At 68.0% G+C, this 23,792-nt stretch carries 23 protein-coding genes; 13 read left to right on the top strand and 10 right to left on the bottom strand.

The window, feature by feature from the left end:
* Positions 1 to 119 precede the first annotated feature (119 nt).
* The 5 genes from C5E41_RS25335 (at position 120) to clpX (ending at position 5,484) form a co-directional block, all read left to right on the top strand.
* The gene (locus C5E41_RS25335; RefSeq protein ID WP_104378250.1) at positions 120 to 701 is read left to right on the top strand and encodes an FKBP-type peptidyl-prolyl cis-trans isomerase; all 582 of its coding nucleotides are present in this window, start codon (positions 120 to 122) and stop codon (positions 699 to 701) included.
* Positions 702 to 887: 186 nt separating this feature from the next.
* A complete protein-coding gene (gene tig, locus C5E41_RS25330; RefSeq protein WP_104378300.1) occupies positions 888 to 2,276 on the top strand; it encodes a trigger factor in 1,389 nt (462 codons plus the stop codon).
* A 259-nt stretch (positions 2,277 to 2,535) separates the two neighbouring features.
* Complete coding sequence (locus C5E41_RS25325) at positions 2,536 to 3,123, top strand: ATP-dependent Clp protease proteolytic subunit (RefSeq protein ID WP_104378249.1); 588 nt, start codon at positions 2,536 to 2,538, stop codon at positions 3,121 to 3,123.
* Between the two features lie 40 nt (positions 3,124 to 3,163).
* Complete coding sequence (locus C5E41_RS25320; protein WP_063029924.1) at positions 3,164 to 3,832, top strand: ATP-dependent Clp protease proteolytic subunit; 669 nt, start codon at positions 3,164 to 3,166, stop codon at positions 3,830 to 3,832.
* A gap of 371 nt (positions 3,833 to 4,203) precedes the next feature.
* On the top strand, positions 4,204 to 5,484 hold the full coding sequence (gene clpX / locus C5E41_RS25315) for an ATP-dependent Clp protease ATP-binding subunit ClpX (protein WP_030512721.1): 1,281 nt from the start codon (positions 4,204 to 4,206) through the stop codon (positions 5,482 to 5,484).
* Between the two features lie 87 nt (positions 5,485 to 5,571).
* Here the strand turns inward: clpX and C5E41_RS25310 are convergent, their stop codons facing one another.
* Positions 5,572 to 6,147, bottom strand: a complete 576-nt coding sequence (locus C5E41_RS25310; protein WP_104378248.1) for a carboxymuconolactone decarboxylase family protein — start codon at positions 6,145 to 6,147, stop codon at positions 5,572 to 5,574.
* Positions 6,148 to 6,311: 164 nt separating this feature from the next.
* On the opposite strand from C5E41_RS25310, the gene C5E41_RS25305 reads away from it, so the two are divergent.
* Complete coding sequence (locus tag C5E41_RS25305; RefSeq protein ID WP_104378247.1) at positions 6,312 to 6,911, top strand: TIGR03086 family metal-binding protein; 600 nt, start codon at positions 6,312 to 6,314, stop codon at positions 6,909 to 6,911.
* Between the two features lie 109 nt (positions 6,912 to 7,020).
* Positions 7,021 to 7,479, top strand: coding sequence for a MarR family winged helix-turn-helix transcriptional regulator (locus C5E41_RS25300; protein WP_104378246.1), 459 nt, complete (start codon positions 7,021 to 7,023; stop codon positions 7,477 to 7,479).
* A 210-nt stretch (positions 7,480 to 7,689) separates the two neighbouring features.
* Here the strand turns inward: C5E41_RS25300 and C5E41_RS25295 are convergent, their stop codons facing one another.
* The 3 genes from C5E41_RS25295 to C5E41_RS25285 form a co-directional block, all read right to left on the bottom strand.
* Entirely contained in the window at positions 7,690 to 8,223 is a 534-nt protein-coding gene (locus tag C5E41_RS25295; protein WP_104378245.1) for a hypothetical protein, read from the bottom strand.
* 147 nt (positions 8,224 to 8,370) lie between these two features.
* Positions 8,371 to 9,207, bottom strand: a complete 837-nt coding sequence (gene fdhD / locus C5E41_RS25290) for a formate dehydrogenase accessory sulfurtransferase FdhD (protein ID WP_104378244.1) — start codon at positions 9,205 to 9,207, stop codon at positions 8,371 to 8,373.
* A 37-nt stretch (positions 9,208 to 9,244) separates the two neighbouring features.
* Positions 9,245 to 11,548: an FdhF/YdeP family oxidoreductase gene (locus C5E41_RS25285; RefSeq protein WP_104378243.1), complete on the bottom strand. Its 2,304-nt coding sequence runs from the start codon at positions 11,546 to 11,548 to the stop codon at positions 9,245 to 9,247.
* A 194-nt stretch (positions 11,549 to 11,742) separates the two neighbouring features.
* Here C5E41_RS25285 and C5E41_RS25280 point away from each other — a divergent pair, with 194 nt between their 5' ends.
* The gene (locus C5E41_RS25280; RefSeq protein ID WP_146097678.1) at positions 11,743 to 12,192 is read left to right on the top strand and encodes a hypothetical protein; all 450 of its coding nucleotides are present in this window, start codon (positions 11,743 to 11,745) and stop codon (positions 12,190 to 12,192) included.
* On the opposite strand, the gene C5E41_RS25275 is transcribed toward C5E41_RS25280, so the two are convergent.
* Entirely contained in the window at positions 12,189 to 12,665 is a 477-nt protein-coding gene (locus C5E41_RS25275; protein WP_219823241.1) for a MarR family winged helix-turn-helix transcriptional regulator, read from the bottom strand. The genes C5E41_RS25280 and C5E41_RS25275 overlap by 4 nt on opposite strands.
* A 96-nt stretch (positions 12,666 to 12,761) precedes the next feature.
* Positions 12,762 to 13,457 carry an MFS transporter gene (locus C5E41_RS25270; protein WP_258081245.1) on the bottom strand — a complete coding sequence of 232 codons (696 nt, stop codon included), beginning with the start codon at positions 13,455 to 13,457 and terminating at the stop codon, positions 12,762 to 12,764.
* A 115-nt stretch (positions 13,458 to 13,572) separates the two neighbouring features.
* Here C5E41_RS25270 and C5E41_RS25265 point away from each other — a divergent pair, with 115 nt between their 5' ends.
* Positions 13,573 to 14,010 carry a MarR family winged helix-turn-helix transcriptional regulator gene (locus C5E41_RS25265; RefSeq protein ID WP_104378240.1) on the top strand — a complete coding sequence of 146 codons (438 nt, stop codon included), beginning with the start codon at positions 13,573 to 13,575 and terminating at the stop codon, positions 14,008 to 14,010.
* 19 nt (positions 14,011 to 14,029) lie between these two features.
* On the opposite strand, the gene C5E41_RS25260 is transcribed toward C5E41_RS25265, so the two are convergent.
* Both C5E41_RS25260 and C5E41_RS25255 read right to left on the bottom strand, forming a co-directional pair.
* On the bottom strand, positions 14,030 to 14,527 hold the full coding sequence (locus tag C5E41_RS25260) for a winged helix-turn-helix transcriptional regulator (protein WP_104378239.1): 498 nt from the start codon (positions 14,525 to 14,527) through the stop codon (positions 14,030 to 14,032).
* Positions 14,524 to 16,767 (bottom strand): molybdopterin-dependent oxidoreductase, encoded by a 2,244-nt coding sequence (locus C5E41_RS25255; protein ID WP_104378238.1) that lies wholly within the window; start codon positions 16,765 to 16,767, stop codon positions 14,524 to 14,526. The genes C5E41_RS25260 and C5E41_RS25255 overlap by 4 nt, the downstream gene beginning before the upstream one ends.
* Before the next feature lie 150 nt (positions 16,768 to 16,917).
* Between C5E41_RS25255 and C5E41_RS25250 the strand changes: the two genes are divergently transcribed.
* On the top strand, positions 16,918 to 17,712 hold the full coding sequence (locus C5E41_RS25250) for a VOC family protein (RefSeq protein ID WP_104378237.1): 795 nt from the start codon (positions 16,918 to 16,920) through the stop codon (positions 17,710 to 17,712).
* 101 nt (positions 17,713 to 17,813) lie between these two features.
* Positions 17,814 to 18,653, top strand: a complete 840-nt coding sequence (locus tag C5E41_RS25245; protein WP_104378236.1) for a patatin-like phospholipase family protein — start codon at positions 17,814 to 17,816, stop codon at positions 18,651 to 18,653.
* Positions 18,654 to 18,831: 178 nt separating this feature from the next.
* Here the strand turns inward: C5E41_RS25245 and C5E41_RS25240 are convergent, their stop codons facing one another.
* The gene (locus tag C5E41_RS25240) at positions 18,832 to 20,412 is read right to left on the bottom strand and encodes a glycerol-3-phosphate dehydrogenase/oxidase (protein WP_104378235.1); all 1,581 of its coding nucleotides are present in this window, start codon (positions 20,410 to 20,412) and stop codon (positions 18,832 to 18,834) included.
* 43 nt (positions 20,413 to 20,455) lie between these two features.
* Positions 20,456 to 21,061 carry a TetR/AcrR family transcriptional regulator gene (locus C5E41_RS25235; protein ID WP_104378234.1) on the bottom strand — a complete coding sequence of 202 codons (606 nt, stop codon included), beginning with the start codon at positions 21,059 to 21,061 and terminating at the stop codon, positions 20,456 to 20,458.
* 80 nt (positions 21,062 to 21,141) lie between these two features.
* On the opposite strand from C5E41_RS25235, the gene C5E41_RS25230 reads away from it, so the two are divergent.
* Positions 21,142 to 22,797 carry an FAD-binding oxidoreductase gene (locus C5E41_RS25230; protein WP_439956549.1) on the top strand — a complete coding sequence of 552 codons (1,656 nt, stop codon included), beginning with the start codon at positions 21,142 to 21,144 and terminating at the stop codon, positions 22,795 to 22,797.
* A complete protein-coding gene (locus tag C5E41_RS25225) occupies positions 22,794 to 23,765 on the top strand; it encodes a diacylglycerol kinase family protein (RefSeq protein WP_104378233.1) in 972 nt (323 codons plus the stop codon). The genes C5E41_RS25230 and C5E41_RS25225 overlap by 4 nt, the downstream gene beginning before the upstream one ends.
* Positions 23,766 to 23,792 lie beyond the last annotated feature (27 nt).

Genomic DNA, 23,792 nt, shown 5'->3' with positions numbered 1-23,792 from the left:
TGCCGGGCGGATCCGCACCCGCTGCCGGAATATCCGCCCTCGTGCCTCGAAAACTTCCCGGCGTGGCGGTGACGGGGCCCACAGGTAGGCCGTGCGGAGCACCGATTAGGGTGCCGCGCATGCAGACTTTGGCCAGGATCATCGGCTCGGCCGCCGTCGCGGTGGCCGCGGTCGCTCTCACCGCCTGCGGGGGCAACGACGACAACAACTCGGCGAGCCCGTCGACCACCGCGCCGGGCACCCGCGCGCCGGCCGCGACCTCGGCCGCCGCGGCGCCGACGGCGAGCCACGGCCGCGAATGCACCGCCGACGACATCGGCGTCACCGGCGGCTTCGGCCAGGCGCCGACCATCACCATCCCCGACGACTGCGATCCGCCGAAGCAGCTGGTCACCAAGGACCTCGTCGAGGGCACCGGCCCGGCGGCGGCGACCGGCCGGCCGGTGGAGATGAACTACTCGCTGGTCACCTGGTCGGACAAGAAGAAGCTGGACAGTTCCTTCGATCGCGGCCAGACCTTCCCGCTCACCCTCGGCACCGGTGAGGTGATCCAGGGCTGGGACCAGGGCCTGATCGGTATCAAACAGGGCGGCCGCCGCCTGCTGATCATCCCGCCGGACCTCGGCTACGGCCAGGGCGGGCAAGGCGTGAAGCCCAACGAGACCCTGGTGTTCGTCACCGATGCCGTGAAGGTCGGCTGAGTACCGCACGCCAGACGTGGGATAGCCGATTGTCGGGTGTAGGCCGGTGTCGACTACCCTGATCGGGATGCGATTTCGGGGGGAAACGACGCCGTCGTCTCACGGCACCCGAACATCGTCGTCGGCGGATCACACCTCCGTCCGGCGGCCACACAGACCACTGAACAACGAACAAGGAGCATGTCCGTGAAGAGCACCGTCGAGCAGCTGAGCCCGACCCGGGTCCGCATCAATGTCGAGGTGCCCTTCGAGGAGCTGAAGCCGGACTTCGACAAGGCGTACCGGGCGCTGGCGCAGCAGGTTCGCATTCCCGGCTTCCGCCCGGGCAAGGCCCCGGCCAAGCTGCTCGAGGCCCGCCTCGGTCGTGGCGCCATCCTGGAGCAGGTCGTCAACGACGCGCTGCCGGCGCGCTACAGCGAGGCCGTCACCACCTCCGAGGTGAAGGTACTCGGTCAGCCGGAAATCGAGATCACCAAGATCGAGGACGGCGATGAACTGGCGTTCACCGCCGAGGTCGACGTCCGTCCCGACATCGCGCTGCCCGACTTCGAGAGCATCGAGGTCACCGTCGATCCGCTGACCATCGGCGACGAGGACATCGAGCAGCAGTTGCTGTCGCTGCGCCAGCGCTTCGGCACCCTGAAGAGCGTCGAGCGTGCCGTCCAGGAGGGTGATTTCGTCTCCATCGACCTGTCGGCCACCGTGGACGGCGAAGAGGTCTCCGAGGCGACCACCTCCGGGCTGTCGCACGAGGTCGGCTCCGGCCAGCTGATCGAGGGCCTGGACGACACCCTCGTCGGCCTGAAGGCGGAGGAGTCCAAGGACTTCACCTCCACGCTGGTGGCCGGCGAGCATGCCGGTAAGGAAGCCGTCATCACCGTGAAGGTGAACTCGGTCAAGGAGCGCGAGCTGCCCGAGGCCGACGACGAATTCGCCCAGATGGCAAGCGAATTCGACACTATCGACGAGCTGAAGGAAGACCTGCGCAAGCGGGTCGAGCAGAGCAAGAAGGTGCAGCAGGCCGGCGAGATCCGCGACAAGGTGCTCGAGGCGCTGCTGGACAAGACCGAGGTGCCGCTGCCCGAGGCCGCGGTGCAGGCCGAGGTGGACGCCGTGCTGCACGACGCGGTGCACGGCTTCGACCACGACGAGGCGAAGTTCGCCGAGGCGCTCGAGGCCCAGGGCAGCACTCGTGAGGAGTTCGACAAGGACTCCAAGGAGGCCGCCGAGAAGTCGGTGAAGACCCAGCTGCTGCTGGACGCCGTCGCCGAAGCCGAGAACACCGAGGTCGGCCAGCAGGAGCTGACCGAGCGGATCCTGTTCCAGTCGCAGCGCTACGGCATGGCGCCGGAACAGTTCATTCAGCAGATCCAGCAGGCCGGACAGCTCGGCGCGATCTTCGCAGACGTGCGTCGTGGTAAGGCGCTGGCCGGCGTGGTGATCAAGGCCAAGGTCACCGACACCGAGGGCAACACGGTCGATACCGCCGAGATGTTCGGTGAGCCCGCCGAGGCGGTGTCCGATACAGCCGAGGCGGTGTCCGATTCCGAGGGTGCCGAGAACGCCGCCGAGTAGCCATCGGCGACATATGAGTCAGCTGTAAGCGAAGCAAGGCGGTACCGGGAGTTCGGTGCCGCCTTGTTTCGTTAGGGTTTGTGTCAACCGAATCAGGCCGCGGTCGAGGCCCGGGATCGAAGGCGGTAGCTTGCGTAACCGGGCCCCGCGAGACCGCACATTGGACAGATGCTGTGCCGGCAGGCATCGTGCCGGCGAGAGAGGGCAGGTATCCGTGACAATCAATCAGGCTGTGGCACCTTTGAAGTCGGGGCCGGTCATGACATCCGCGACTGCTGGGCTCAACCTCAGTGATTCGGTGTACGAGCGTTTGCTCCGCGACCGCATCATCTTCCTGGGCACCCAGGTCGACGACGACATCGCCAACAAGCTGTGCGCGCAGATCCTGCTGCTGGCGGCCGAGGACCCGACACGCGACATCCAGCTGTACATCAACTCGCCCGGTGGTTCGGTCACCGCGGGCATGGCCATCTACGACACCATGCAGTTCGCCGAGTGCGACATCGTGACCATCTCGTTCGGCCTGGCCGCCTCGATGGGCCAGTTCCTGCTCACCGCGGGCAGCAAAGGCAAGCGCTACGCGCTGCCGCACACCCGGATCATGATGCACCAGCCCTCCGCCGGTATCGGCGGTAGCGCTGCCGACATCTCGATCTACGCCGAGCAGCTCGCCCACACCAAGCGGGAGCTGAACGAGCTGCAGGCGCTGCACACCGGCCAGTCCGTGGAGCAGGTCACCGCCGACGCCGACCGCGACCGCTGGTTCACCGCGAAGCAGGCCCTGGAGTACGGCTTCATCGACCACGTGATCACCAATGCCCGCCAGGCGAACGGCACCGGTAACTGAGCGCGAGACCGCTCATACCCCATCGACTTTGGAGACGAAGATGACCCTCATCGATCCGCGTGCCGGCCTGTCCGGTATCGCACCGGCGAGCCCGCAGGCCCGCTACATCCTGCCGTCGTTCATCGAGCACTCGAGCTTCGGCGTCAAGGAGTCCAACCCCTACAACAAGCTGTTCGAGGAGCGCATCATCTTCCTCGGCGTACAGGTGGACGACGCCTCGGCCAACGACGTCATGGCGCAGCTGCTGGTGCTGGAGTCGCTGGATCCCGACCGCGACATCACCATGTACATCAACTCGCCCGGTGGTTCCTTCACCTCGTTGATGGCCATCTACGACACCATGCAGTACGTGCGTGCCGATGTCGCAACGGTCTGCCTGGGACAGGCGGCCTCGGCGGCGGCGGTGCTGCTGGCGGCCGGTACTCCGGGTAAGCGGGCCTGTCTGCCCAACGCCCGCGTGCTGATCCACCAGCCCTCGCTGGAGGGTGGCATCCAGGGCCAGGTCTCCGATCTGGAGATCCAGGCCGCCGAGATCGAGCGCATGCGCCGGTTGATGGAGACCACGCTGGCCCGCCACACCGGTAAGGATGCCGACACCATCCGCAAGGACACCGATCGGGACAAGATCCTGACCGCCGACGAGGCCAAGGACTACGGGATCATCGATACGGTGTTCGACTACCGGAAGCTGAGCGCCCAGAAGAAGTGATTCCGCCGCGGGGCTCGCGGTGCGAGCTCCGCGGGCGCTGGTCCGGGCGGCGGAACGAGGTCGGCACCGCCCGGATCGGCAGCCGGGATGGTCGTGGCGAGCGTGTCGGGTGAGCTTTGCGACACTCTCTCCGCGAGAAACATCCTCGAGTTGTCGACCTCCGTCGCGTCGACCGGGTACGGTCGGTCTAGGGACCTTGGCTCATTGGGTGTCGGCACAAACGACCGACCCGGACGACATACGCCGAAGTGCGAGAATCCGATCGACGCGCGACACTGATCGGATGCACGGCGGGTAGCGTTGTTCGAAGGCGGCTTGTCGGCATCCGGGACAGACGGTTGCACGCGGACAAGGAAGTAGGGACCCACGAGATGGCGCGCATCGGTGATGGCGGCGATCTGCTGAAATGCTCGTTCTGCGGAAAGAGTCAGAAGCAGGTCAAGAAGCTCATTGCGGGACCAGGGGTGTACATCTGCGACGAGTGCATCGACCTCTGCAACGAGATCATCGAAGAGGAGCTGGCCGAGTCGAGTGAGGTCAAACTCGACGAGCTGCCCAAGCCGGCCGAGATCCGCGAATTCCTCGAGCAGTATGTGATCGGCCAGGATTCGGCCAAGCGCACGCTGGCGGTGGCCGTCTACAACCACTACAAGCGCATCCAGGCCGGTGACAAGGGCCGCGACAGCCGCGGCGAGCCGGTCGAGCTGATGAAGTCGAACATTCTCATGCTCGGCCCCACCGGCTGCGGTAAGACCTACCTCGCGCAGACGCTGGCCAAGATGCTCAACGTCCCCTTCGCCATCGCGGACGCCACCGCGCTGACCGAGGCCGGCTATGTCGGTGAGGATGTCGAGAACATCCTGCTCAAGCTGATCCAGGCCGCCGATTACGACGTCAAGCGGGCCGAGACCGGCATCATCTACATCGACGAGGTCGACAAGATCGCCCGCAAGAGCGAGAACCCGTCGATCACCCGCGACGTCTCCGGTGAGGGCGTGCAGCAGGCGCTGCTGAAGATCCTCGAGGGCACCCAGGCGAGCGTGCCGCCGCAGGGCGGACGCAAGCATCCGCATCAGGAGTTCATCCAGATCGACACGACGAACGTGTTGTTCATTGTGGCCGGCGCCTTCGCCGGACTGGAGAAGATCGTGCAGGACCGGGTCGGCAAGCGCGGCATCGGTTTCGGCGCCGAGGTCCGGTCCAAGGCCGAGATCGACACCGCGGATCATTTCGCCGAGGTCATGCCGGAGGATCTGATCAAGTTCGGCCTGATCCCCGAGTTCATCGGCCGCCTGCCGATGGTCGCCTCGGTGACCAATCTGGACAAGGAGTCGCTGGTCCGCATCCTGTCCGAGCCGAAGAACGCTCTGGTGAAGCAGTACGTCCGGCTGTTCGAGATGGACGGCGTGGACCTGGAGTTCACCAAGGACGCGCTGGAGGCCGTGGCGGATCAAGCCATCCTGCGCGGTACCGGCGCTCGCGGTCTGCGCGCCATCATGGAAGAGGTGCTGCTGCCGGTGATGTATGACATCCCCAGCCGCGACGACGTGGCCAAGGTGGTCATCAACGCCGATACGGTCAACGACAACGTGCTGCCGACCATCGTGCCGCGCAAGCGCCAGGCGGCCGAACGCCGCGAGAAGTCGGCCTGATCGGAGCGCATTTCCGAAAGCTGCGAAGAGGGGCGGGAGGCCGAAACCTCCCGCCCCTTTCTGGTGTCCGCGATCGTCGCGTCTCGCTCAGTCCTGTGCCCAGGGCACTCGACAGGAATCGGTGCTGAAGCCCTGCGCGATGATGCCGAGCGCCGAATACGTTCGGGCGCGGGAATTCTCCAGTGCGATCTGATAACTCAACTCCACCACGCCCGCGTCGCCGAAGCGGGCCCGTAGGTCCTCGATCTGCTCATCGGTGACCGTGGTGGGAGTGGCGGTCATGGCGTCGGCGTAGGCGATCGCGGCGCGCTCGTCCGCGCTGTAGGCCGCCGAGGTCTCGTAGTCCGCGATCTGCTTCAGCTTGTCGATATCGAGGTGGCTCAGCCGCATGAGCATCGTGCCGAAATCGACGCACCAGGAACAGCCGACCGTCCAGGCCACCCGGTAAACCGCGATCTCGAGAACATCGTCGGGTACGACGGAGGTGGCGCGGCCGACCAGGGATTCGTGGGCCGCGTAGGCCGTGAGCATCTTCGGGTGATTGGCGAGCACGGCCATCGGCTCGGGCACCTCGCCGAACCTGCGCTTGCTGACGCGGTACATGATCCGGGTCAGTAGGCCCGCCTGCTGCGGCGGCACCGGGGGGATGCGGGTGGCACTCATGATTCTCCCTTCGGAAGACGGTTCACCCCTTGGACGAGACGCCGTCCCGCGATGTGACGGGCCACGAACGTGATGCCGGTCTCACCTATTCCCTAGCGTAATCGCCGCGGTAAGCCGAAATAATAAGCATAGACATATGATATGCAGGAGCATACGATAAGCTCATGAGTGATATTTCCGATCTCGACCGCAAGGCGGTCGAGTACAGCGTGACGATCGTGTCGAAGGTGGCCCGTGCCGATCTGCACCGGCCTACACCCTGTGGCGAATGGGATCTGACCCAACTGCTCACCCATATGGCCGTGCAGCACCGCGGTTTCGCGGCCGCCGCGCGTGGCCACGGCGGCGATACGGCCGTCTGGCGGCTGGATCCACCGGCGGATCCGGTGGTCGTGTATCGCGAGGCGGCGGCCGATGTGACGGCGGCCTTCTCCGAAACCGGGGTGCTGGAAAGGGATTTCGAACTTCCCGAATTCGGCCCCGGGTTCACCGCGGCGGGCAGTCAGGCGATCGGCTTCCATCTCATCGACTATGTCGTGCACGGGTGGGATGTGGCCCGGGCGATCGGTCTGCCCTACGAACTGGACCCGCAACTGGCGGAGCCCGCCCTGCGGATCGCCGAGGCGGTACCCGACGGCGACTTCCGCTTGCGGCCGGGTTCGGCGTTCGCGCCCGCGGTGCCGGATACCGACCCCTCCGATCCGCTCGCTCGGATCCTCAGCCTGCTGGGCCGGTCGCCGTCCTGGCCGGTAGGGGTGAAATAGGCGCCCGCACAATGGGATTGCGCAACCGGGCGCTCGAGCTCCCGGTTGTACCGGCGAAGTCGGCCGGACCCCGGCCGAAGCGGACCGGCGGGCACGTATCTTGTTCGGCATGGCGGATGCGCAGCGACCCGATCTGGCGGCGATGATCGTGCCGCTCGGACGTGCCCTGATGGCGGCCGAGCGGCCGGTACTCGAATCGCACGGGCTGACGATGTGGGCCTATTCGGTACTGCTGGCGCTGGGCCGAGGGCCGGCGCGAGGGCAGGGCGTGCTCGCGGAGGAGATCGGCGCCGACAAGACCCGCATCATCGCCGTCCTCGACGATCTGCAGGAGCGCGGCCTGATCGAGCGCTATCCCGATCCGGCCGACCGGAGGGCCCGCCTGCTGGCCGTGACCGCGGCAGGGCAGGCCCTGGCGCAGGCGGCCCAGTCCGATATCCAGGCCAAGGAGGAGGAGTTGCTCGGCCGCCTGGATGCGGCGGATCGAACCGGGTTCCTCAATGCGCTGATGGCGCTTGCGGCGGTTCCGCGCGCCGACATCGTCGATGCCGGCGCGGATTCGCAGTAGAAGTATCGAGTTGTATCGAGTTGTGACGGTAGCGAGTGGAGCTGGTCGGAGGCGGTGACGACCGGTCGCCCCGTCGCGCCCGCTTGCCGAAGATCGCCGTTGATCTTCCGTGGTTCGCCGTTGAACCTTTTCTCCGATGCTTGCTCATCGCCTCGGGGAGTGGTCCCGTTACTGCTGTTCGGAGAGCATTCCTGCGGCTGCCGAGCAGCTTCATCTACTATGACGGCGCGGGAAGCGGATAGTCATCGGCGCCGGATCGCGTAGCCGCACCCGTTCTCGCGGCGCGGCCACGACAATGGCCGCGGCCAGTGCCGGCAGCAGGGTGGCGGCGATCAGGCTGACGGCGTAGTTGTCGCCGCCCATCTGCTCCGGCTTGTGCGCGACGTGATAGATCAGGTGCGGAATTCCGAAGACCAGCCAGCCGATTCCGGCGACGCGGGCGACCATGCTGTCGCGGTAGTACAGCGCCGCCAGGCTGAGCGCGCCGAAGCCGAGGAAGAAGGCACCGACATCCGTCGCCAGGTGGTGGTTGTACGGACCGTCGCTGCCCACCCAGTTCAGTCCGAAGCCGGGGAAACTGCGAAACCACGGCTCGGGGAGCAGCACCGCCCAGACACCGACCACGATGCCGTTGATCGCCAACAGCCACAACGAGATTCTGGTGATCAGCCGGCGGCGGCGGTTGGCGTCCAGGCGCATCCGCACCTGGACTCCCCCACCCGTGCCGTGTACCGAAATTCGCATCGCGCGCCCTCCCGTCCGCCGGGTTGTCGCCTTACGGTAAGCCGGGCAAAACGGATGGACAAGAGGTCCATGTGGACTCCCTGGAATTGAAACGTGTTCTAGTTGGCGGGTAGCAGGCTTGCGTGGATCCGGTCGCCGGTTCGCGGGTCAGGTGCCGGTGGCCGCCGCGGGCGTGGTCGCCAGCCGGTCGACCCCGCTGTAGATGTTCATCGTGTCGCCGCGCAGGAAGCCGGCCAGGGTGAGTCCGTTGTCGGCGGCCAGGTCGACGGCCAGCGAACTGGGCGCCGAGACCGCGCCGAGTACCGGAATGCCCGCCATGACGGCCTTCTGGACGAGCTCGAACGACGCCCGGCCACTGACGATCAGCAGTGTGTCGTGAGCCGGCACGCGTCCTTCGCGCAGCGCCCAGCCGACCACCTTGTCCACCGCGTTGTGCCGGCCGATGTCCTCGCGCACGACCAGTGCGGTGCCGTCGGGGGTGAACAGCCCGGCCGCGTGCAGTCCGCCGGTGGCATCGAAAACCGCCTGACGCGAACGCAACTCACCGGGCAGGGCGGCCAGCAGCGTCGGATCGACGCGCGGCGAGTCGGCCGGTGGCCGGAAGCGGCTGCGCGTGCGCACCTGATCGAGCGCGGTGGTACCGCACAATCCGCAGGCGCTGTTGGTCACGAACCCGCGGGGCTGGATGGGAACCGCACGGCGTAATCGGATATCGAGCACGTTGTAGGTGTTGCGACCTTCGGTGTCCGTGCCGGCGCAGTACCGGGCCGAATCGATGTCGTCCGCCGACTCGATGATGTTCTCGCTGAACAGGAATCCGTGCAGCAGGTCGATGTCGTGGCCGGGGGTGCGCATGGTGACGGTCAGGGCCGTTCCGTCGACGCGCAGTTCCAACGGCTCCTCCACGGCCAGCGTATCGGGCCGGGAGACGATGCCCGCGGGTGTGATGCGCCGGGTGGGTCTGCGCGCGGTTACTCTGCTCACAAGCTGCCTCGCAGTTCTGGTCGGTGCCGTCGTGCGGTCACGCGGTGAGGTGGCGGTGCGGCTCCAGCCGGATCACGACAGCCTTGGACACGGGGGTGTTGGAGCGCTCGGCGACGTGGTCGAGCGGGACCAGAGGGTTGGTCTCGGGATAGTAGGCCGCGGCGTTGCCGCGCGGCGTGGCGTAGCCGACGATCCGGAAACCGGTGACCCGGCGCTCGACGCCGTCGCTGAATTCGGAGATCACATCCACGAGATCGCCGTCGGCGAAACCGAATTCGGCGATATCGTCCGGATGCGCCAGCACGACGCGGCGGGCGTTGTGTATGCCCCGATAGCGGTCGTCGAGGCCATAGATCGTGGTGTTGTACTGGTCGTGGCTGCGCAGCGTCTGCAACAGCAGCCGCCCCTGCGGGATCCGCGGCCAGTGCAGGTCGTTGACCGCGAAGTTGGCCTTCCCGGAGGCGGTACGGAACTCGCGGTTGTCGCGGGGCGGATGCGGCAGCTGAAAACCGTTGCGACTGCGCACCTTCCGGTTGTAGTCGGCGCAGCCGGGTACCACCTGGGCGATGGCGTCGCGAATGTGGTCGTAGTCGCGCCGGAATCGCTCCCACGGTACGGGATGATCGGGGCCGAACAACTCGGCGGCCAGCTCGCAGACGATCGCGACCTCACTGCGCAGATCGTCGCTCACCGGCTGCAGCCGGCCGGTGGACAGATGCACCATCGACATCGAATCCTCCACCGACACCTGCTGTCTGGTCCCCTCCTGCAGATCGAGATCGGTGCGGCCCAGGGTCGGCAGAATCAGTGCGGTACGGCCGTGCACGACGTGGCTGCGGTTGAGTTTGGTCGAAATCTGCACGGTCAGCTCGCACGCGCGCAGAGCGGCCTCGGTGACCTCGGTATCCGGCGTCGCCGAGACGAAGTTGCCGCCCATGCCGATGAACACCCTGGCGCGCCCGTCGCGCATGGCGCGTATGGAATCGACCGTGTCCCAACCATGTTCGCGCGGCACGGTGATACCGAATTCGGAATCCAACGCGTCGAGGAAACTCTCGGGCATCTTCTCCCAGATACCCATGGTCCGGTCGCCCTGCACGTTGGAATGCCCGCGTACCGGGCAGACGCCCGCGCCCGGTTTGCCGATCATGCCGCGCAGCAACAGCAGATTCGTCGCCTCCTCGATGGTGGCGACACCGTGGCGCTGCTGCGTCAGACCCATCGCCCAGCAGATGATGGTGGACTTCGAGCGGGCCAGCAGCTCGGCCGTGCGGTCGAGCTGTTCGCGGGTCAGACCCGTCGCCTCGACGACCTCGTCGAGATCGACTGCGCGCATATGCTTTTCGTATTCGGCGAAGCCGGCGGTGTGCGCGTCGACGAAGACCCGGTCCACCACCGTGCCGGGTGCGCGATCCTCCGCGTCGAACAGCAGTTTCGCCAGACCCTGGAACAGGGCCATATCGCCGCCGAGGCGAATCTGCAGGAAATCGTCGGCGATGGTGACGCCGGAGGTGAAACCCTTCACCGTCTGCGGATCCCGGAAGCCGATCAGCCCGGTCTCCGGCAGCGGATTCACCGCGATCACCGTGGCGCCGTGCGCTTTCGCGGTGCTCAGCGCCGACAGCATGCGCGGATGATTGGTGCCGGGATTCTGTCCCGCCACGATGATCAGATCGGCGGCGGCGAAATCGTCGATCGACACCGACCCCTTGCCGATGCCGATCGACCGGGTGAGCGCCGCACCGGAGGATTCGTGGCACATGTTCGAACAGTCGGGCAGATTGTTCGTGCCGAAGCTGCGCACCAGCAGTTGATAGAGAAAGGCCGTCTCGTTGGCGGTGCGCCCGGAGGTGTAGAACACGGCCTCGTCCGGTGAGGCCAGGCCGCGCAGGGTGTCCGCGATCAGCCGATAGGCCTGCTCCCAGGCGATGGGGGAGTAGTGGGTGTCGCCGGGCCGCAACACCATCGGATGGGTCAGGCGTCCCTGCTGCCCCAGCCAGTACCCGGTCTTGCCGGCGAGGTCGTCCAGCGAGTGGGTGGCGAAGAATTCCGGCGTGACCGTGCGCAGGGTCGCCTCCTCGGCGACGGCCTTGGCCCCGTTCTCGCAGAATTCGGCCGGGCGGCGGTGGCCGGTGGGTTCGGGCCACGCGCAGCCGGGGCAGTCGAAACCGTGGCGCTGGTTGACCCGGGTGAGGGTGCGGGCTGTGCGAACGACGCCCATCTCCTCGACGGCCCGGTCGAGGGCGACCGCGACGGCAGTGACGCCGGCGGCCTGCTTCTTCGGCGGGGTCACCGCCAGCTTGGCTTCATCGATATCGCGAGTCGGCGGTTTGCGGTGCATAGCCCCATCGTCCTCCTGCGCGTGCGGGCGCCGTCCGCGGCCCGCAGATCGCGCCACATCGACGCCGCGAACCGGGCCGTGCGGGGCGAGCCTACGGGGTATCGTGCCGACAGACCGTGCGGCGCTGTCGGGGAGGTTCGCGCACGCCAGACGGTCTCGGTTCGCGCCGCGGCGCCTACGACGAGGACGGCATCATGCACGAGACGACGATCAGCGGGCCGCCCCGGCAGCGGGTGCGCCGTCGGGCCGCCACGGTAGTGTCCGGCGGCATCCTCGGCGCGGCGGCCGTGTTCGCGGCGGCGTTCCCGCAGACGGCGAATGCCGCGGTGACCAGACTCGGCGCCACCCCCGACATGAACTTCGGCATCGCCACCGATTACGGCAGCGGATGCAGTTACACCCTGCAGGCGAATGTCACCGATCCGGTCGCGCCGGTCACCTTCTACGACAACGGAGTTCCGATCGGCGTGACGCCGCCCGGCGGCGCGTATGCGCTCATCACGTGGGTTCCGGCGGTTCCGGGGCAGCACACGCTCAGTGCGGTGCAAGCCGGCCGGCCCGCGCAGATGCCGTCGGCGACGCTCGATCTTCCGGTCGGCACCGGCATCCGCCTCGGATATGCCTGCCTGGTCGCCGGCGGTTAGGGCTCACCCCGGCGGGTGAGCTCCTCCCGCGCGCCCGGTAGCCCCGCGTCGGCGGCGAGGACGGCCAGTGCCGATTGCAGTGCGGTGCGTTGTGCGCCGGTCAAGGACCCGGTGAATTCGCGGTCGAGCCGTCGCGCCCGTTCCTCGGTCGCGGCGAGCAATTCACGCCCGTGGTCGGTGAGGGTGAGGATCTGACGCCGGCGGTCGTCCGGATCTCGATCGCGACGGACCGCTCCGAGTCGTTCGAGATGGTCGGCCAGCGCGACGACCAGGCTGGGGGCGACACCCAGCCGTGTCGCCAGGTCCTGCTGTGAGGTGGCGACGCCGTGATCGAGTGCGACCAGCACGCCGACGTGTTTCGGCTTGAGATCCAATTCCTCGATCGCCACGGCGAAACGATCGGTCACGTTCGCGCCCAGGGTGCCGAGGCGGAAGGCGATCGTCGCGGGAACCGCGGTCTTGACGTGCGTCACGTCCACTAGTATATCTTTTCCTGAACGATTCAGATCGTGAATGATTACACCTGGCGACAGCGGCATGGTTGTTCGCGCGGTGACGCGGCGGTTGTCTCAGCCGACCCGGGTCGGTAGGTCGCGCCGATCGAACGAGACCGCGCTGCCGTCGTTGCCGGCACCATGCCCGCCGGGGTTCCCGACGGCCGCATCGCGGCCTTCCGGTCGCAAGCCCAGCAGTGCCGCCAGCACGGTCGCCGCACACGCCGCGGCGCCGACCCAGAACGCGATGATGAACTGACTGTCCTGTGGCAGCGGCAGGTGGGGCAACAGTTTCGCCGTCAGCAGGGTGGTGATGATGGCGCTGGCCAGCGAGCTGCCGACGGTGCGGGAGATCGAATTGATGCCGTTGGCGATTCCGCTCTGGTGATGCGGGACGTTTGCCGCGATCAGTGCGGGCATCGCCGCGTAGGCGAAGCTGATCGCGACGCCGATCACCACGCTCGCGGCGATCACCGAGCCGGTCGCGTCGTGTGCCAGTGCCAGCCAGCCGAATCCGGCCGCACCGATCGCGCCCGACAGGGCCAGCACGCGACGGCCGCCGAGCCGGCCGACCAAGATTCCGCCCGCCGGTGCGGCCAGCATCGACGAGAGTGTCGCGGGCAGCAGATATTCGACCGAGGCGCGCAGGATCGAGGCGCCGAATCCGTAACCGGCCACTCCCAGAATCGGCACGGCCTGGGTCTGCATGACCGTGACGATCATCGCCGCGAAGGCCAATACGCCGGTCAGCAGCGAACCTCTGCGTTCCACAGCCACCTCCATAAAATTGAAGACCTATATGTTTGAAGACCTATATGTTTGAAGACCTCAAGCATTTAAGGAGTCGACGATAGCCGTTGTCAATCGTTTGGGTAGCATCGGAGCTATGTCACCGGACACAGCGCAGAGCCCGCTGGCATTGCTGATCGCGCGCTTCGTTTCGGCCTACCTGCAGGATTTCCTGACTGCGGCCGAGGGGCACGGGCTCACGCTGACCCAAGCCAAGCTGCTGCTGGCGCTCAACGAACCGCCCGCCGAACTGCCCATGCGGGTACTGGCCGACCGGATGGCGTGCGATCCGTCGAACCTGACCGGTGTCGCCGATCGCATGGAGTCGCGCGGCCTGGTCCAGCGCACGGTGAATCCCGCCGATCGGCGCGTCAAATACCTCGTGTCCACCGGCGCCGGCCGTGAGTTGGCCGCGCAGATCCGCGGCTCACAGGTGCGCGCGTACAAGGCGCTGGCCGAATTGGCGCCGGAGGACGAAGCGGTGCTGCGGGAGTTACTGGAACGTCTGGTCCCGAAACTCGAGAACGCGGATTAGAGCCGCGGCGCCACTGTTCTCAGGAGACGAATCGTCCGCTGCGCACAGCGCTTTCGCGGTGCTGCGGCGGAAAGCCCGGCCCCAGCCGAGCTGAGACTTCGGCATGCCGCAGGGGTTCTCCACAGTGCGCGCACACTACTTCGGCGTGGGTGTCGTGCCCGCAGGTGTCGTGGTGGACGACCACCGGCGGTCCGGCCTCCGGGGCGAGCCAGCGGTCACCCCAGCGCATCATGGCGGTGAGCACCGGGAAGAAATCGCGTCCCTTGTCGGTGAGGCGGTATTCGTAGCGGACCGGACGATCCTGATAGGGGACCTTTTCCAGCATTCCCTCCTCGACCAGCCGCGTCAGGCGCTGGGTGAGGACATTGCGGCTCAGGCCCAGCGTGCGTTCGAAATCGTCGAAACGCGTTGTGCCGTAGAATGCTTCGCGCAGCACCAGCGGCGTCCACCAGTCACCGATCAGATCGACCGTGCGGGCGACCGAACAGGGCCAGGTGGCAAAGGTGGTGCGCTTCATGTACCCACCGTATCGATCCGGGCGGGCACGTACTTGTGCCACGGGGTGCCGACCCATTCGTCGCGATCGTCGAAAGCCGTCAACTCGTTGGGGGCGGCCCCGCTGGTGAGGACCTCGCCCGCCGCTACGACGGACAAGCCGAGGCCGTTGGGCAGCGCCAGATGTCCGCTGCGCATGCGATCGGTCGGCTCGACGGTCACCTGCGCACTGCCGGTGCGGGTGGTGAGTCGCACCTCATCGCCGGAGGTCAGGCCCAGCCGGAGGGCATCGGCGGTGCTGATTCGCAGCGCGCCTCCGGGATCGCGTTTGCGCCACGCCGGATCGCGCATGATGGTGTTGGCGGTGAAGGCGCGCCGCTCCCCGGCGGCAAGGACGAACGGCCAGTCGTGGTCCTCGTCCGGTACGGGGAGCGTGGCCAGCGCCGCCAGCAGTTCCGGAACGGCGAGCCGGACGATGCCGCCGCGCACCCGGTTCCAGGTCTCGTCGACCTCGTCGTCGGTGATGACGACGCCGTGTTCGCCGGTGAGGATCGCCTCGAACAGCCGCTCCCCGGCAGCGAGTCCGGTGCCGTAGCCGGCTCGCTCCACGCCGGCCGGGTTCTTCCGGGCGCAGGTGTAGGCGGCGCCCCACAACACCGCGGCGGCAGCGGCGCCGTCGGGCAGGGTCGGGCCGAGGGTGCGGTAGAGCAGGATCGGAGCCAGCTTCGCCTTCGCCGGATCGGTGAGGACGGCGAGAAATGCCATGGCGAAGGCATCGCGGCCCTGGTCGAGTGCCCGGCGCAGCGGTCGGTAATCGTCCTCGGTCAGGACGCCGGCGGCCTCGACGAGCCGGGCGTGGATCTCGGGTTCGGCGAGGACGCCGGCCGGAGCCGGAAGCACCGGATGCCGGAGATGGAAGATGTTGCGCGGGAATTCGAAGTTGAAGAAGGTCGCCTCGTACTTTTCGAACTGGGTCGGCGCGGGCAGGACGTAGTCGGCCGCGCGGGCGGTTTCGGTCATCGCCACGTCGATGACGACCACCAGTTCCAGCGCCGCGAGTGCGTCTCGCATCCGGGCCGAATCCGCCAGTGAGTGAACGGGATTGGCGCTCTCGACGATCATCGCCCGATAGCGGGCGGGATGGTCGGTCAGAATCTCCTCGGTGATCACATTGCACGGCACCAGTCCGCTGATGATGCGCGCGCCCACGACCGGGCTGCGCGGACCGGAGTCGGCCGGATGGCCGCGATCGTGCCCGATCGCCGCCATCCCGGAAAAGGCATACTGCGTCCCGGGTTTGCCCAGGTTTCCGGTGAGCAGCCAGAGCAGTTTCTCGACGTAGCTGACCAGTGTCGAGTGGCGGTTCATCTGGACACCGAGGTCCTCGAGCGCGGCGACCGAGTCCGCCGCGGCCAGGCGGTGAGTCGCCGCGGTGACCAGGTCGATCTCGACATCGGCCAGGGCGCAGTACTCCTCGATCGGCACCGTGCGCAGCACCGCCGCCACCTCGTCGAAACCTTCGGTGCGCGCGGCCAGCCAGTCGTGGTCGACCAGGTCGTCGCGGACCAGGATCGCCGCCATCGCCGCCAGCAGATAGATGTCGGTCCCGGGACGTAGTTGCAGATGGAAATCCGCCAGTTCGGCGGTTTCGGTGCGAACCGGGTCGAGCACGATGATCGACCGCTGCGGATCGCGCGCGATCTCCTTCAATACCGAGCGGGCGCGCGGGAAGCCATGGGATTGATACGGATTCTTACCGACGAACAGCGCCACCTCGGCATGTTCGACGTCCGAGCGGACCGGATGGCCGGTCATCCGCGCGCCGACCCAGAAGTCGCCGGTCTTCTCCTGGGCCAGCGCGCTGGATCGATAGCGCATGCCGTAGGCGGCCATGGTGGCCGGAGCGTAGGCGCCGCCGAGATGATTGCCCTGACCGCCGCCACCGTAGTAGAAGATCGATTCGCCGCCATATTCGGCGCCGATCTCGCGCATGCGTGCGGAGATCTCCGAAATAGCTGTGTCCCAATCGATTTCGGTGAAAGATCCGTCGGAGTTGCGGCGCAGCGGCGCGGTCAGGCGACCGGTGCGCCCGTTCTGGTACCGATCCAGCTGCAGGGCCTTGTTGCAGGTGTAGCCGGCCGAGGAGGGATGGAGCTTGTCGCCGCGAATCTTGTCGAAGCTGCGGCCGTCGGCGCCCAGCAGCACCTGGATGCCGCAGTTGCACTCGCAGAGGATGCATGCCGTCGGATGCCATTCGGTCATAGGAGCAGCGTAGAAGGGTTAGTTCACAAACGCTACCCGCAAATCGGGCCGGCGGCCGCGTCGTGCCAGGCGTGGACCGGGACGATGAGTTTGTCCGTCCGACGCCGTCGTATCGGTGAGAGAACGCAATCCCCATCCAGAGGAGCGAGCATGTCCTACACCTTCGAACCCGGAGACCCGTGCTGGATCGAGCTGTTCACCGCCGACACCGATCGAGCCATCGATTTCTACGGCGAGTTGTTCGGCTGGACCGCCGAGAGCGATGAGCGGTACGGCGGATACATCACCTTCCGCAAGGACGGCAATGCCGTCGCCGGCGGGATGCGCAACGACGGCACCGACGGTGCGCCCGATCAATGGACCGTGTATCTGACCAGTGTCGATGTTCATGCCACCGCCGCCTCCGCCGCCGACCACGGCGGCCGGGTCGTGGTGGAGCCGATGGCCGTCGGCGACGTGGGCGCTATGGCCGTACTCGCCGATCCGTCCGGCGCGGGCGTCGGTGCGTGGCAGCCCGGCGTCCATCGCGGGTTCGGTTCCTTCGGCGTCGCCGGTGGCGGCAACTGGAGCGGGCACGTCGGGTACCCGTCGTGGTTCGAACTGCACACACCGGCCTATGCCGAGGCGTTGCAGTTCTACCGCGAGGTATTCGGCTGGCGCGATCCCTTCACCGTCGGTGATTCGCCCGAGTTCCGTTACACCACAATTCATTCCGCGACGCCGATGCTCGGTGGCGTGATGGATTCGGCGGCGCACCTGCCCGCGGGATCGCCCGGCGGGTGGCGCGTCTACATCGGCGCCGAGGATGTCGATGCGACGGTGAAGCAGGCGGTGAGCCTGGGTGGTTCGGTCGAAGTCGAGCCGCAGAACTCGCCGTACGGGCGGTTGGCCGCGCTGCGCGATCCGAGCGGCGTCGCGTTCAGCGTGGGTGGCAACGCGTCCTGACATTTCATTACCTGTCCGGTAATCGCGCCGGGGGAATGGTCGTCGCTACCGTCGAGGTTGTCCCGAGCAATCGGGAACGCGGAACGAGATGTGGAGCGGTGATGCCGGACGAACGGGCGCTGGTGATCGGCGGCGGTGGAGTGGCGGGTATCGCCTGGGCGAACGGCGTGATCGCCGGGTTGGCCGATGCGGGCCTCGATCTCACCGCCGCCGATGTGTACATCGGCACGTCGGCGGGCGCCAATGTGGCGGCACAGCTGACCAGCGGGCTGACCCCGGAGGAGCTGTTCCGCCGCCAGATCGACCCGGCGTTGCAGAGCGTCGAAATCGTGCCGGAGGGCAATCCGCTCGAGGGGGTGTGGGAGACGATCGGCCAGATCATCACCGCGAGCGACGGGGATATGGCCGCGGCGCGGCGGCGACTCGGCAACCTCGCCCTGGCGGCCGAGACGGTGCCGGAATCCGCGCGGCGCGCGGTGATCGAATCGCGGCTGCCGGTGCACCAATGGCCGCGGCAGCGGCTGCTGATCACCGCCGTCGACGCCGGCACCGGTGAACCCCATATCTTCGATCGGGACTCCGGAGTCGCGCTGGTCGACGCGGTGACCGCCAGTTCGGCGGTGCCGCTGGTTTGGCCGGCGCACACCGTCGACGGTGTGCGCTATACCGACGGTGGCGTGCGGACCAGTGTCAATGCCGATCTGGCGGCCGGATTCGGCCGGGTGCTGATCATCGCGCCGCTGCCCGATCCGGCGCTGGAAGGCGAGATCGCGGGACTGGCCGAACGGGGCGCGCGAGTGGAATCGATCGTCCCCGACGAGGCCGCGGTGGCCGCCTTCGGGGCGAACCCGCTCGACACCGCCTCCCGAGTCCCGTCGGCACACGCCGGTCGGGTGCAGGGGAAGTCGGCGGCGGCGCGGATCGCCGGGCTGTGGGGATAGTCGGGCTGTGGGGATAGTCGGGCTGTGGGGATAGTCGGGCTGTGGGGATAGTCGCCGTTCCGGGCTCGTGACCCTGCCGCCCCGACGTTGCGAACCGATCCCGCCGTGCGGGGCGCGGCTCCCTGTGGGCGGTGGCCGCCCCGCTGTTCCGGGATGACGTCACGCGGGCTGAGGTCGCTCAGGCGCGGCTGGCTGCGAGCACTTCCCGCGCGGCCGGAAGGGCGGCGGCTCGGTCGCTGTCGACCAGGCCGATCCGGGTCCGGCGGTCCAGCAGATCGTCTTCGTCGAGGGCACCTTCATGGGTTGTCGCATAGGCGAACTCGGCGCGCAGCACGTCGATACCGGGTGCGACCGATTCCGCGAGGCGCGGATCGCGCCGCGCCGCGGCGAGCACCTGTGTGGCCTGATCTCCGTACCGCTCGACCAGCACCGGCGCCGCCGCGACACGGTCGCGTGCACGACCGGATACCGCTCCTACCAACGGGATTCGCTTGGTCCGGCAGGGCGCCGCGGACAGGCCGGCGGCGGCCACGGCGGCGTCGACCGCATCCTCGGCCATCTGCCGGTAGGTGGTCAGCTTGCCGCCGACGATGGTGATCGGGCCACCGGGGGAGTGCAGGACCGCGTGTTCCCGGGAGATGTCGGCGGTGGAATCCCCGGCGGTGCGCAGCAGTGGCCGCAGGCCCGCGAACGATCCGCGAATATCGCTGCGCCGCAACGGTTCCCGCAGCACGGTGTTCACCGTGTAGAGGAGGAAATCGACCTCGGAGTCGGTGGGCTTCGGTTCGTCGGGGACCGGGCCGGGTGCGTCCTCGTCGGTCAGGCCCAGATATACGCGGCCGTGCGCGGCCGGGAGGGCGAAGACGAAACGGCTGGTGCTGCCCGGAATCGGCACGGTCAGCGAGGCGGTGAGCCCGCCGAAGGCCGCGGCGTCGAAGACCAGGTGGGTGCCGCGGCTGGGCCGCAACTCGATGCTCGGATCGACCTGGTCGGCCCACACCCCGGACGCGTTGATCACCGAACGGGCTCGTACCGACAGGGTTTCACCGGTCAGCACATCGTGCAGCACCGCGGACTCACCGGTCACCTGCTCGGCGCGTACTCGGGTGAGCACGGTCGCGCCGTGCGCCGCGGCAGTGCGTGCGATCGTCACCACCAGCCGCGCGTCGTCGACGAGCTGGCCGTCCCAGGCCGTCGTCCCGCCGCGCAACCCGGCGCGGCGCAGTGTGGGCGCCAGGCGCAGCGCTTCGGCCGCAGCCACCCGGCGCGATCGCGGCAATACCTCCGGCGAGGTTCCAGCGCTGCGCCGCAGTACATCTCCGGCCAGGAAGCCCGCGCGGACCAGCAGTCGCTGCGGCAGGGAACCGCCGGAGAACGCCGGGACCAGCTGAGGAATCGAGCGAGTCAGGTGGGGTGCGGTGGTGGTGAGCAGGATGTCGCGTTCCACCGCGCTCTCGTGGGCGATGCCGACCCCGCCGGAGGCCAGATAGCGCAATCCGCCGTGGACGAGTTTCGAACTCCACCGGCTGGTCCCGAAGGCCAGATCGTGCGCCTCCACCAGGACGGTTCGCAGGCCGCGGGCCGCCGCGTCCAACGCCACCCCCGCACCGGTGACACCGCCGCCGATGACCAGGACGTCGATGCGGTCCGCATCGCCGAGCACCCGCAGTTCGCGGCCGCGGCGGGCTGCGTTGAGTGCCGAATCTCCCACGGTATCGCCGAGCCCGTGGCCCGCCGTCGATGCGCTCTCGTCGAGCATGCGCTGTCTCGCTCTCTGTTTTCGGGACTAGTCGGTATCGGGACTAGTCGGTATCGGCACGCAGGTACCGGTCGACGACGCGGGCGAGCTCGACATCGAGCCCGGCGTCGTCGAGCAGATGGCTGACCGTGTTCGCCGACTGCACGGTGGACTGGCCGATCAGTAGCAGCATGGTGGCCAGGTGATCGGGATCGCCGGCGCGGATGGACCCGTCGCGCTGTCCCTCGCGCACGGCGCTGGAGAACACCTGGATCAACTGCCGCTGGTTGCGGCCGAGCCGGCCGAACACGTAGGTCAGCATCAGATCGGTATCGATGCGGAAGATCTTGGCGAACAACGGATTCGAGCGGATCTCGGCCGCGCCCGAGACGATGCCCTCCACCAGTCGCGCACGGGCCGGACCGTCGGTGGGAATGCTCGCCGTCACGATCGCGCTGAGTTCCCGAACCAGCAGCTCGGCGATCAGCGACCGGGTGTCGGGCCAGCGCCGGTACACCGTGGGGCGGCTGACGCCGGCGCGCCGGGCGACTTCACTCAGCGTGGTCCGGCGTACGCCGAACTCCTCGACACAGGCGCGTCCCGCCTCCAGGATCGCCAGGTCGATGGCCGGCAGTTCGCCATCGGGGCCGGGGGATTCGTTGGGCTCCATCAACAGCTCACCATCGATCTGTGTTCGTCAACTACGTCCGTGTTCGTTACTGCTTGACAGTCTATGTCAGACTGTAACGCATGGTCGATACGCGACAGGACACATCGGAGGGACAACCGGAAAACTCGACGCCGGGCGAGTCGTCCGATCGTCCGAGTATGGTGTGGGACGCCTGGGGCATCGCCTCGGCGCATGCGCCGCTTCCGGACCGGATACGGACCCTGGTGGCGCGGGTGTTCGGAGTGTCCGGGGAACCGGTGGCTCGTCGCGATGAGGGCGACGTGCCGCTGCGGGAATCCGGCTTGACGGCCACGCATCGAGCGGGGCTGTCGGCGGTGGTCGGTGCGGATCAGGTCGCGGCCGACCACCGCGACCGGTTGCTGCACGCGGGCGGTAAGAGCACCCCCGACCTGCTGCGCCGCCGCGCCGACGAGCCGCAGGACGCGCCCGACGCCGTCGTCTTTCCCGCCGATCACGACCAGGTGCTGGCCGTTCTGGCCTACTGTGCCGAACAGTCCATCGCGGTCGTCCCCTTCGGTGGCGGCACCAGCGTGGTGGGTGGCGTGGATCCCGGGCGGGGGCGCTTCGCCACCGTGATCGCCCTGGATCTGCGGCGCCTCGACGGACTGACCGAGGTCGACCCGGTGAGCGGCACCGCGACCCTGGGCGCCGGACTGACCGGGCCGCAGGCGGAGAAACTGCTCGCCGGCCACGGGCTGTCGCTCGGGCATTTCCCGCAGAGCTTCGAATACGCCAGCATCGGCGGCTTCGCGGCCACCCGATCCTCGGGCCAGGCCTCGGCCGGCTACGGCCGCTTCGACGACATGATCATGCGCCTGAAGGTCGCAACACCCACGGGCACAGTCGATCTCGGCCGGGCACCCGCCTCGGCCGCCGGACCGGATCTGCGCGAGTTGTTCGCCGGATCCGAGGGCACGCTCGGCGTCATCACCGAGGTGACGCTGCGGGTGCACCCGATTCCGGAGACCACCGCGTATCAGGCGTGGTCGTTCCCGGACTTCGCCACCGGCGCCGCCGCGCTACGCACCGTCGTGCAGAACGGCGCGGCGCCGACCGTGCTGCGATTGTCCGACGGGGCCGAGACCGGGCTCAATCTGGCACGGTCCGGTGATATCGGCGGGGCGCCGGTCAGCGGCTGCCTGGCCGTGACCACGTTCGAGGGCACCGCGGCTCATGTCGCCGCGCGCAGCGCCGAAGCCTCGGCCCTGCTCGCCGCGGCGGGCGGCACCGCACTCGGTGAACAACCGGCGCGTGAATGGGAACACGGCCGGTTCGCCGCGCCGTATCTGCGTGATGCGCTGCTCGACATCGGCGTGCTGTGCGAAACGCTCGAGACGGCGACCAGCTGGTCGAATGTCGATCGCCTCAAGGCGGCGGTCACCACCGCACTCACCGAATCGCTCGGGGCGCAGGGCACTCCCGCGCTGGTGATGTGTCATATCTCGCATACCTACCCGACCGGCGCCTCGCTGTACTTCACCGTCGTCGCCAAGCAGGCCGACGATCCGCTGGCGCAGTGGGCGCAGGCCAAACGCGCCGTCGGCGACGCCATCGCCGGACACGGTGGCACCATCACCCACCACCACGCCGTCGGCGCGGACCACCGGCCGTGGATGACCGCCGAGATCGGCGACCTCGGCGCGCGCATCCTGCGTGCGGTCAAGGATGCCGTCGACCCGGCGGGAATCCTCAACCCGGGCAAGCTGATTCCATGACCGCCATCCGATCGGTCGCGCTGGTGACCAACCCGCACTCCGGCCACGGCCGGGGACTGGCCGCGGCCGCCGCGGCCACCGCCCGCTTCGCCGAGCGCGGTGTGCGGGTGCGCGAGATCCGCGGTGCCGACGCTGCCGAAACCGTTCGCCTGATCCGGGATTCGGTGCGCGGACCCGAGTGTCCCGACGCGGTCGTCTGCGCGGGCGGTGACGGACTGGTCTGCGTCACGCTGCAGGCCATCGCCTCGACCGGAGTGCCGCTGGGGCTGCTGCCCGGCGGCACCGGTAACGACCTGGCCCGGGAGCTGGGGGTGCCCGACGACGATCCGCGCGCCGCGGCCGATATCGTGCTCGGCGGTTCCGTGCGCACCATCGACCTCGGCGCGATCGAATCCCGGCCCGATCCCGAGCACACCCAGGGGTGGTCGGCCGGCATCGAACCCGCGGTCGCGCATCGGCCCATGCGATTCGCCACCATCGCCGGCACCGGCTTCGACGCGCGAGTGACCTTGCGCGCCAACAGCATGCGCCGGCCGAAGGGCTCGCTGCGGTACTCCTTCGCCGCGGTACCGGAACTGCTCGGGCAACTCGGGGTGCCCTACCGGATCGAATTGTCCGGCGAGCCGGGTGCGGCCGGTGATCGCGTCTTCGAGACCGAGGCCGTGATGGTGGCGGTCGGCAATACCCGGACCTACGGCGGAGGCATGCTCATCTGCCCCGACGCGATCGTCGACGATGGCCTGCTCGATGTGACCGTGGTCGGCGCCATGTCGCGGCTGCAGATGGTTCGTCTGCTCCCGGCGCTGGCCGCGGGCAAGCGTATCGATCATCCGGCGGTCGGGCACTATCGGGCCCGCACCATCACCCTCACCGCCGCGGTACCGGCGACCGCCGACGGCGACCCGGCGGGACTGCTACCGGCTACCTTCCGCGCCGAACCCGGAGCGCTGGCGATCCTCGTGCCGTGACCCGCCGCGCGCAAGCGGGGCGCGGCC

The organism is Nocardia nova, from assembly GCF_002933465.1.
GTDB classification, from domain to species: domain Bacteria; phylum Actinomycetota; class Actinomycetes; order Mycobacteriales; family Mycobacteriaceae; genus Nocardia; species Nocardia nova_B.
This window is presented reverse-complemented; position numbering and strand designations above follow the sequence as displayed.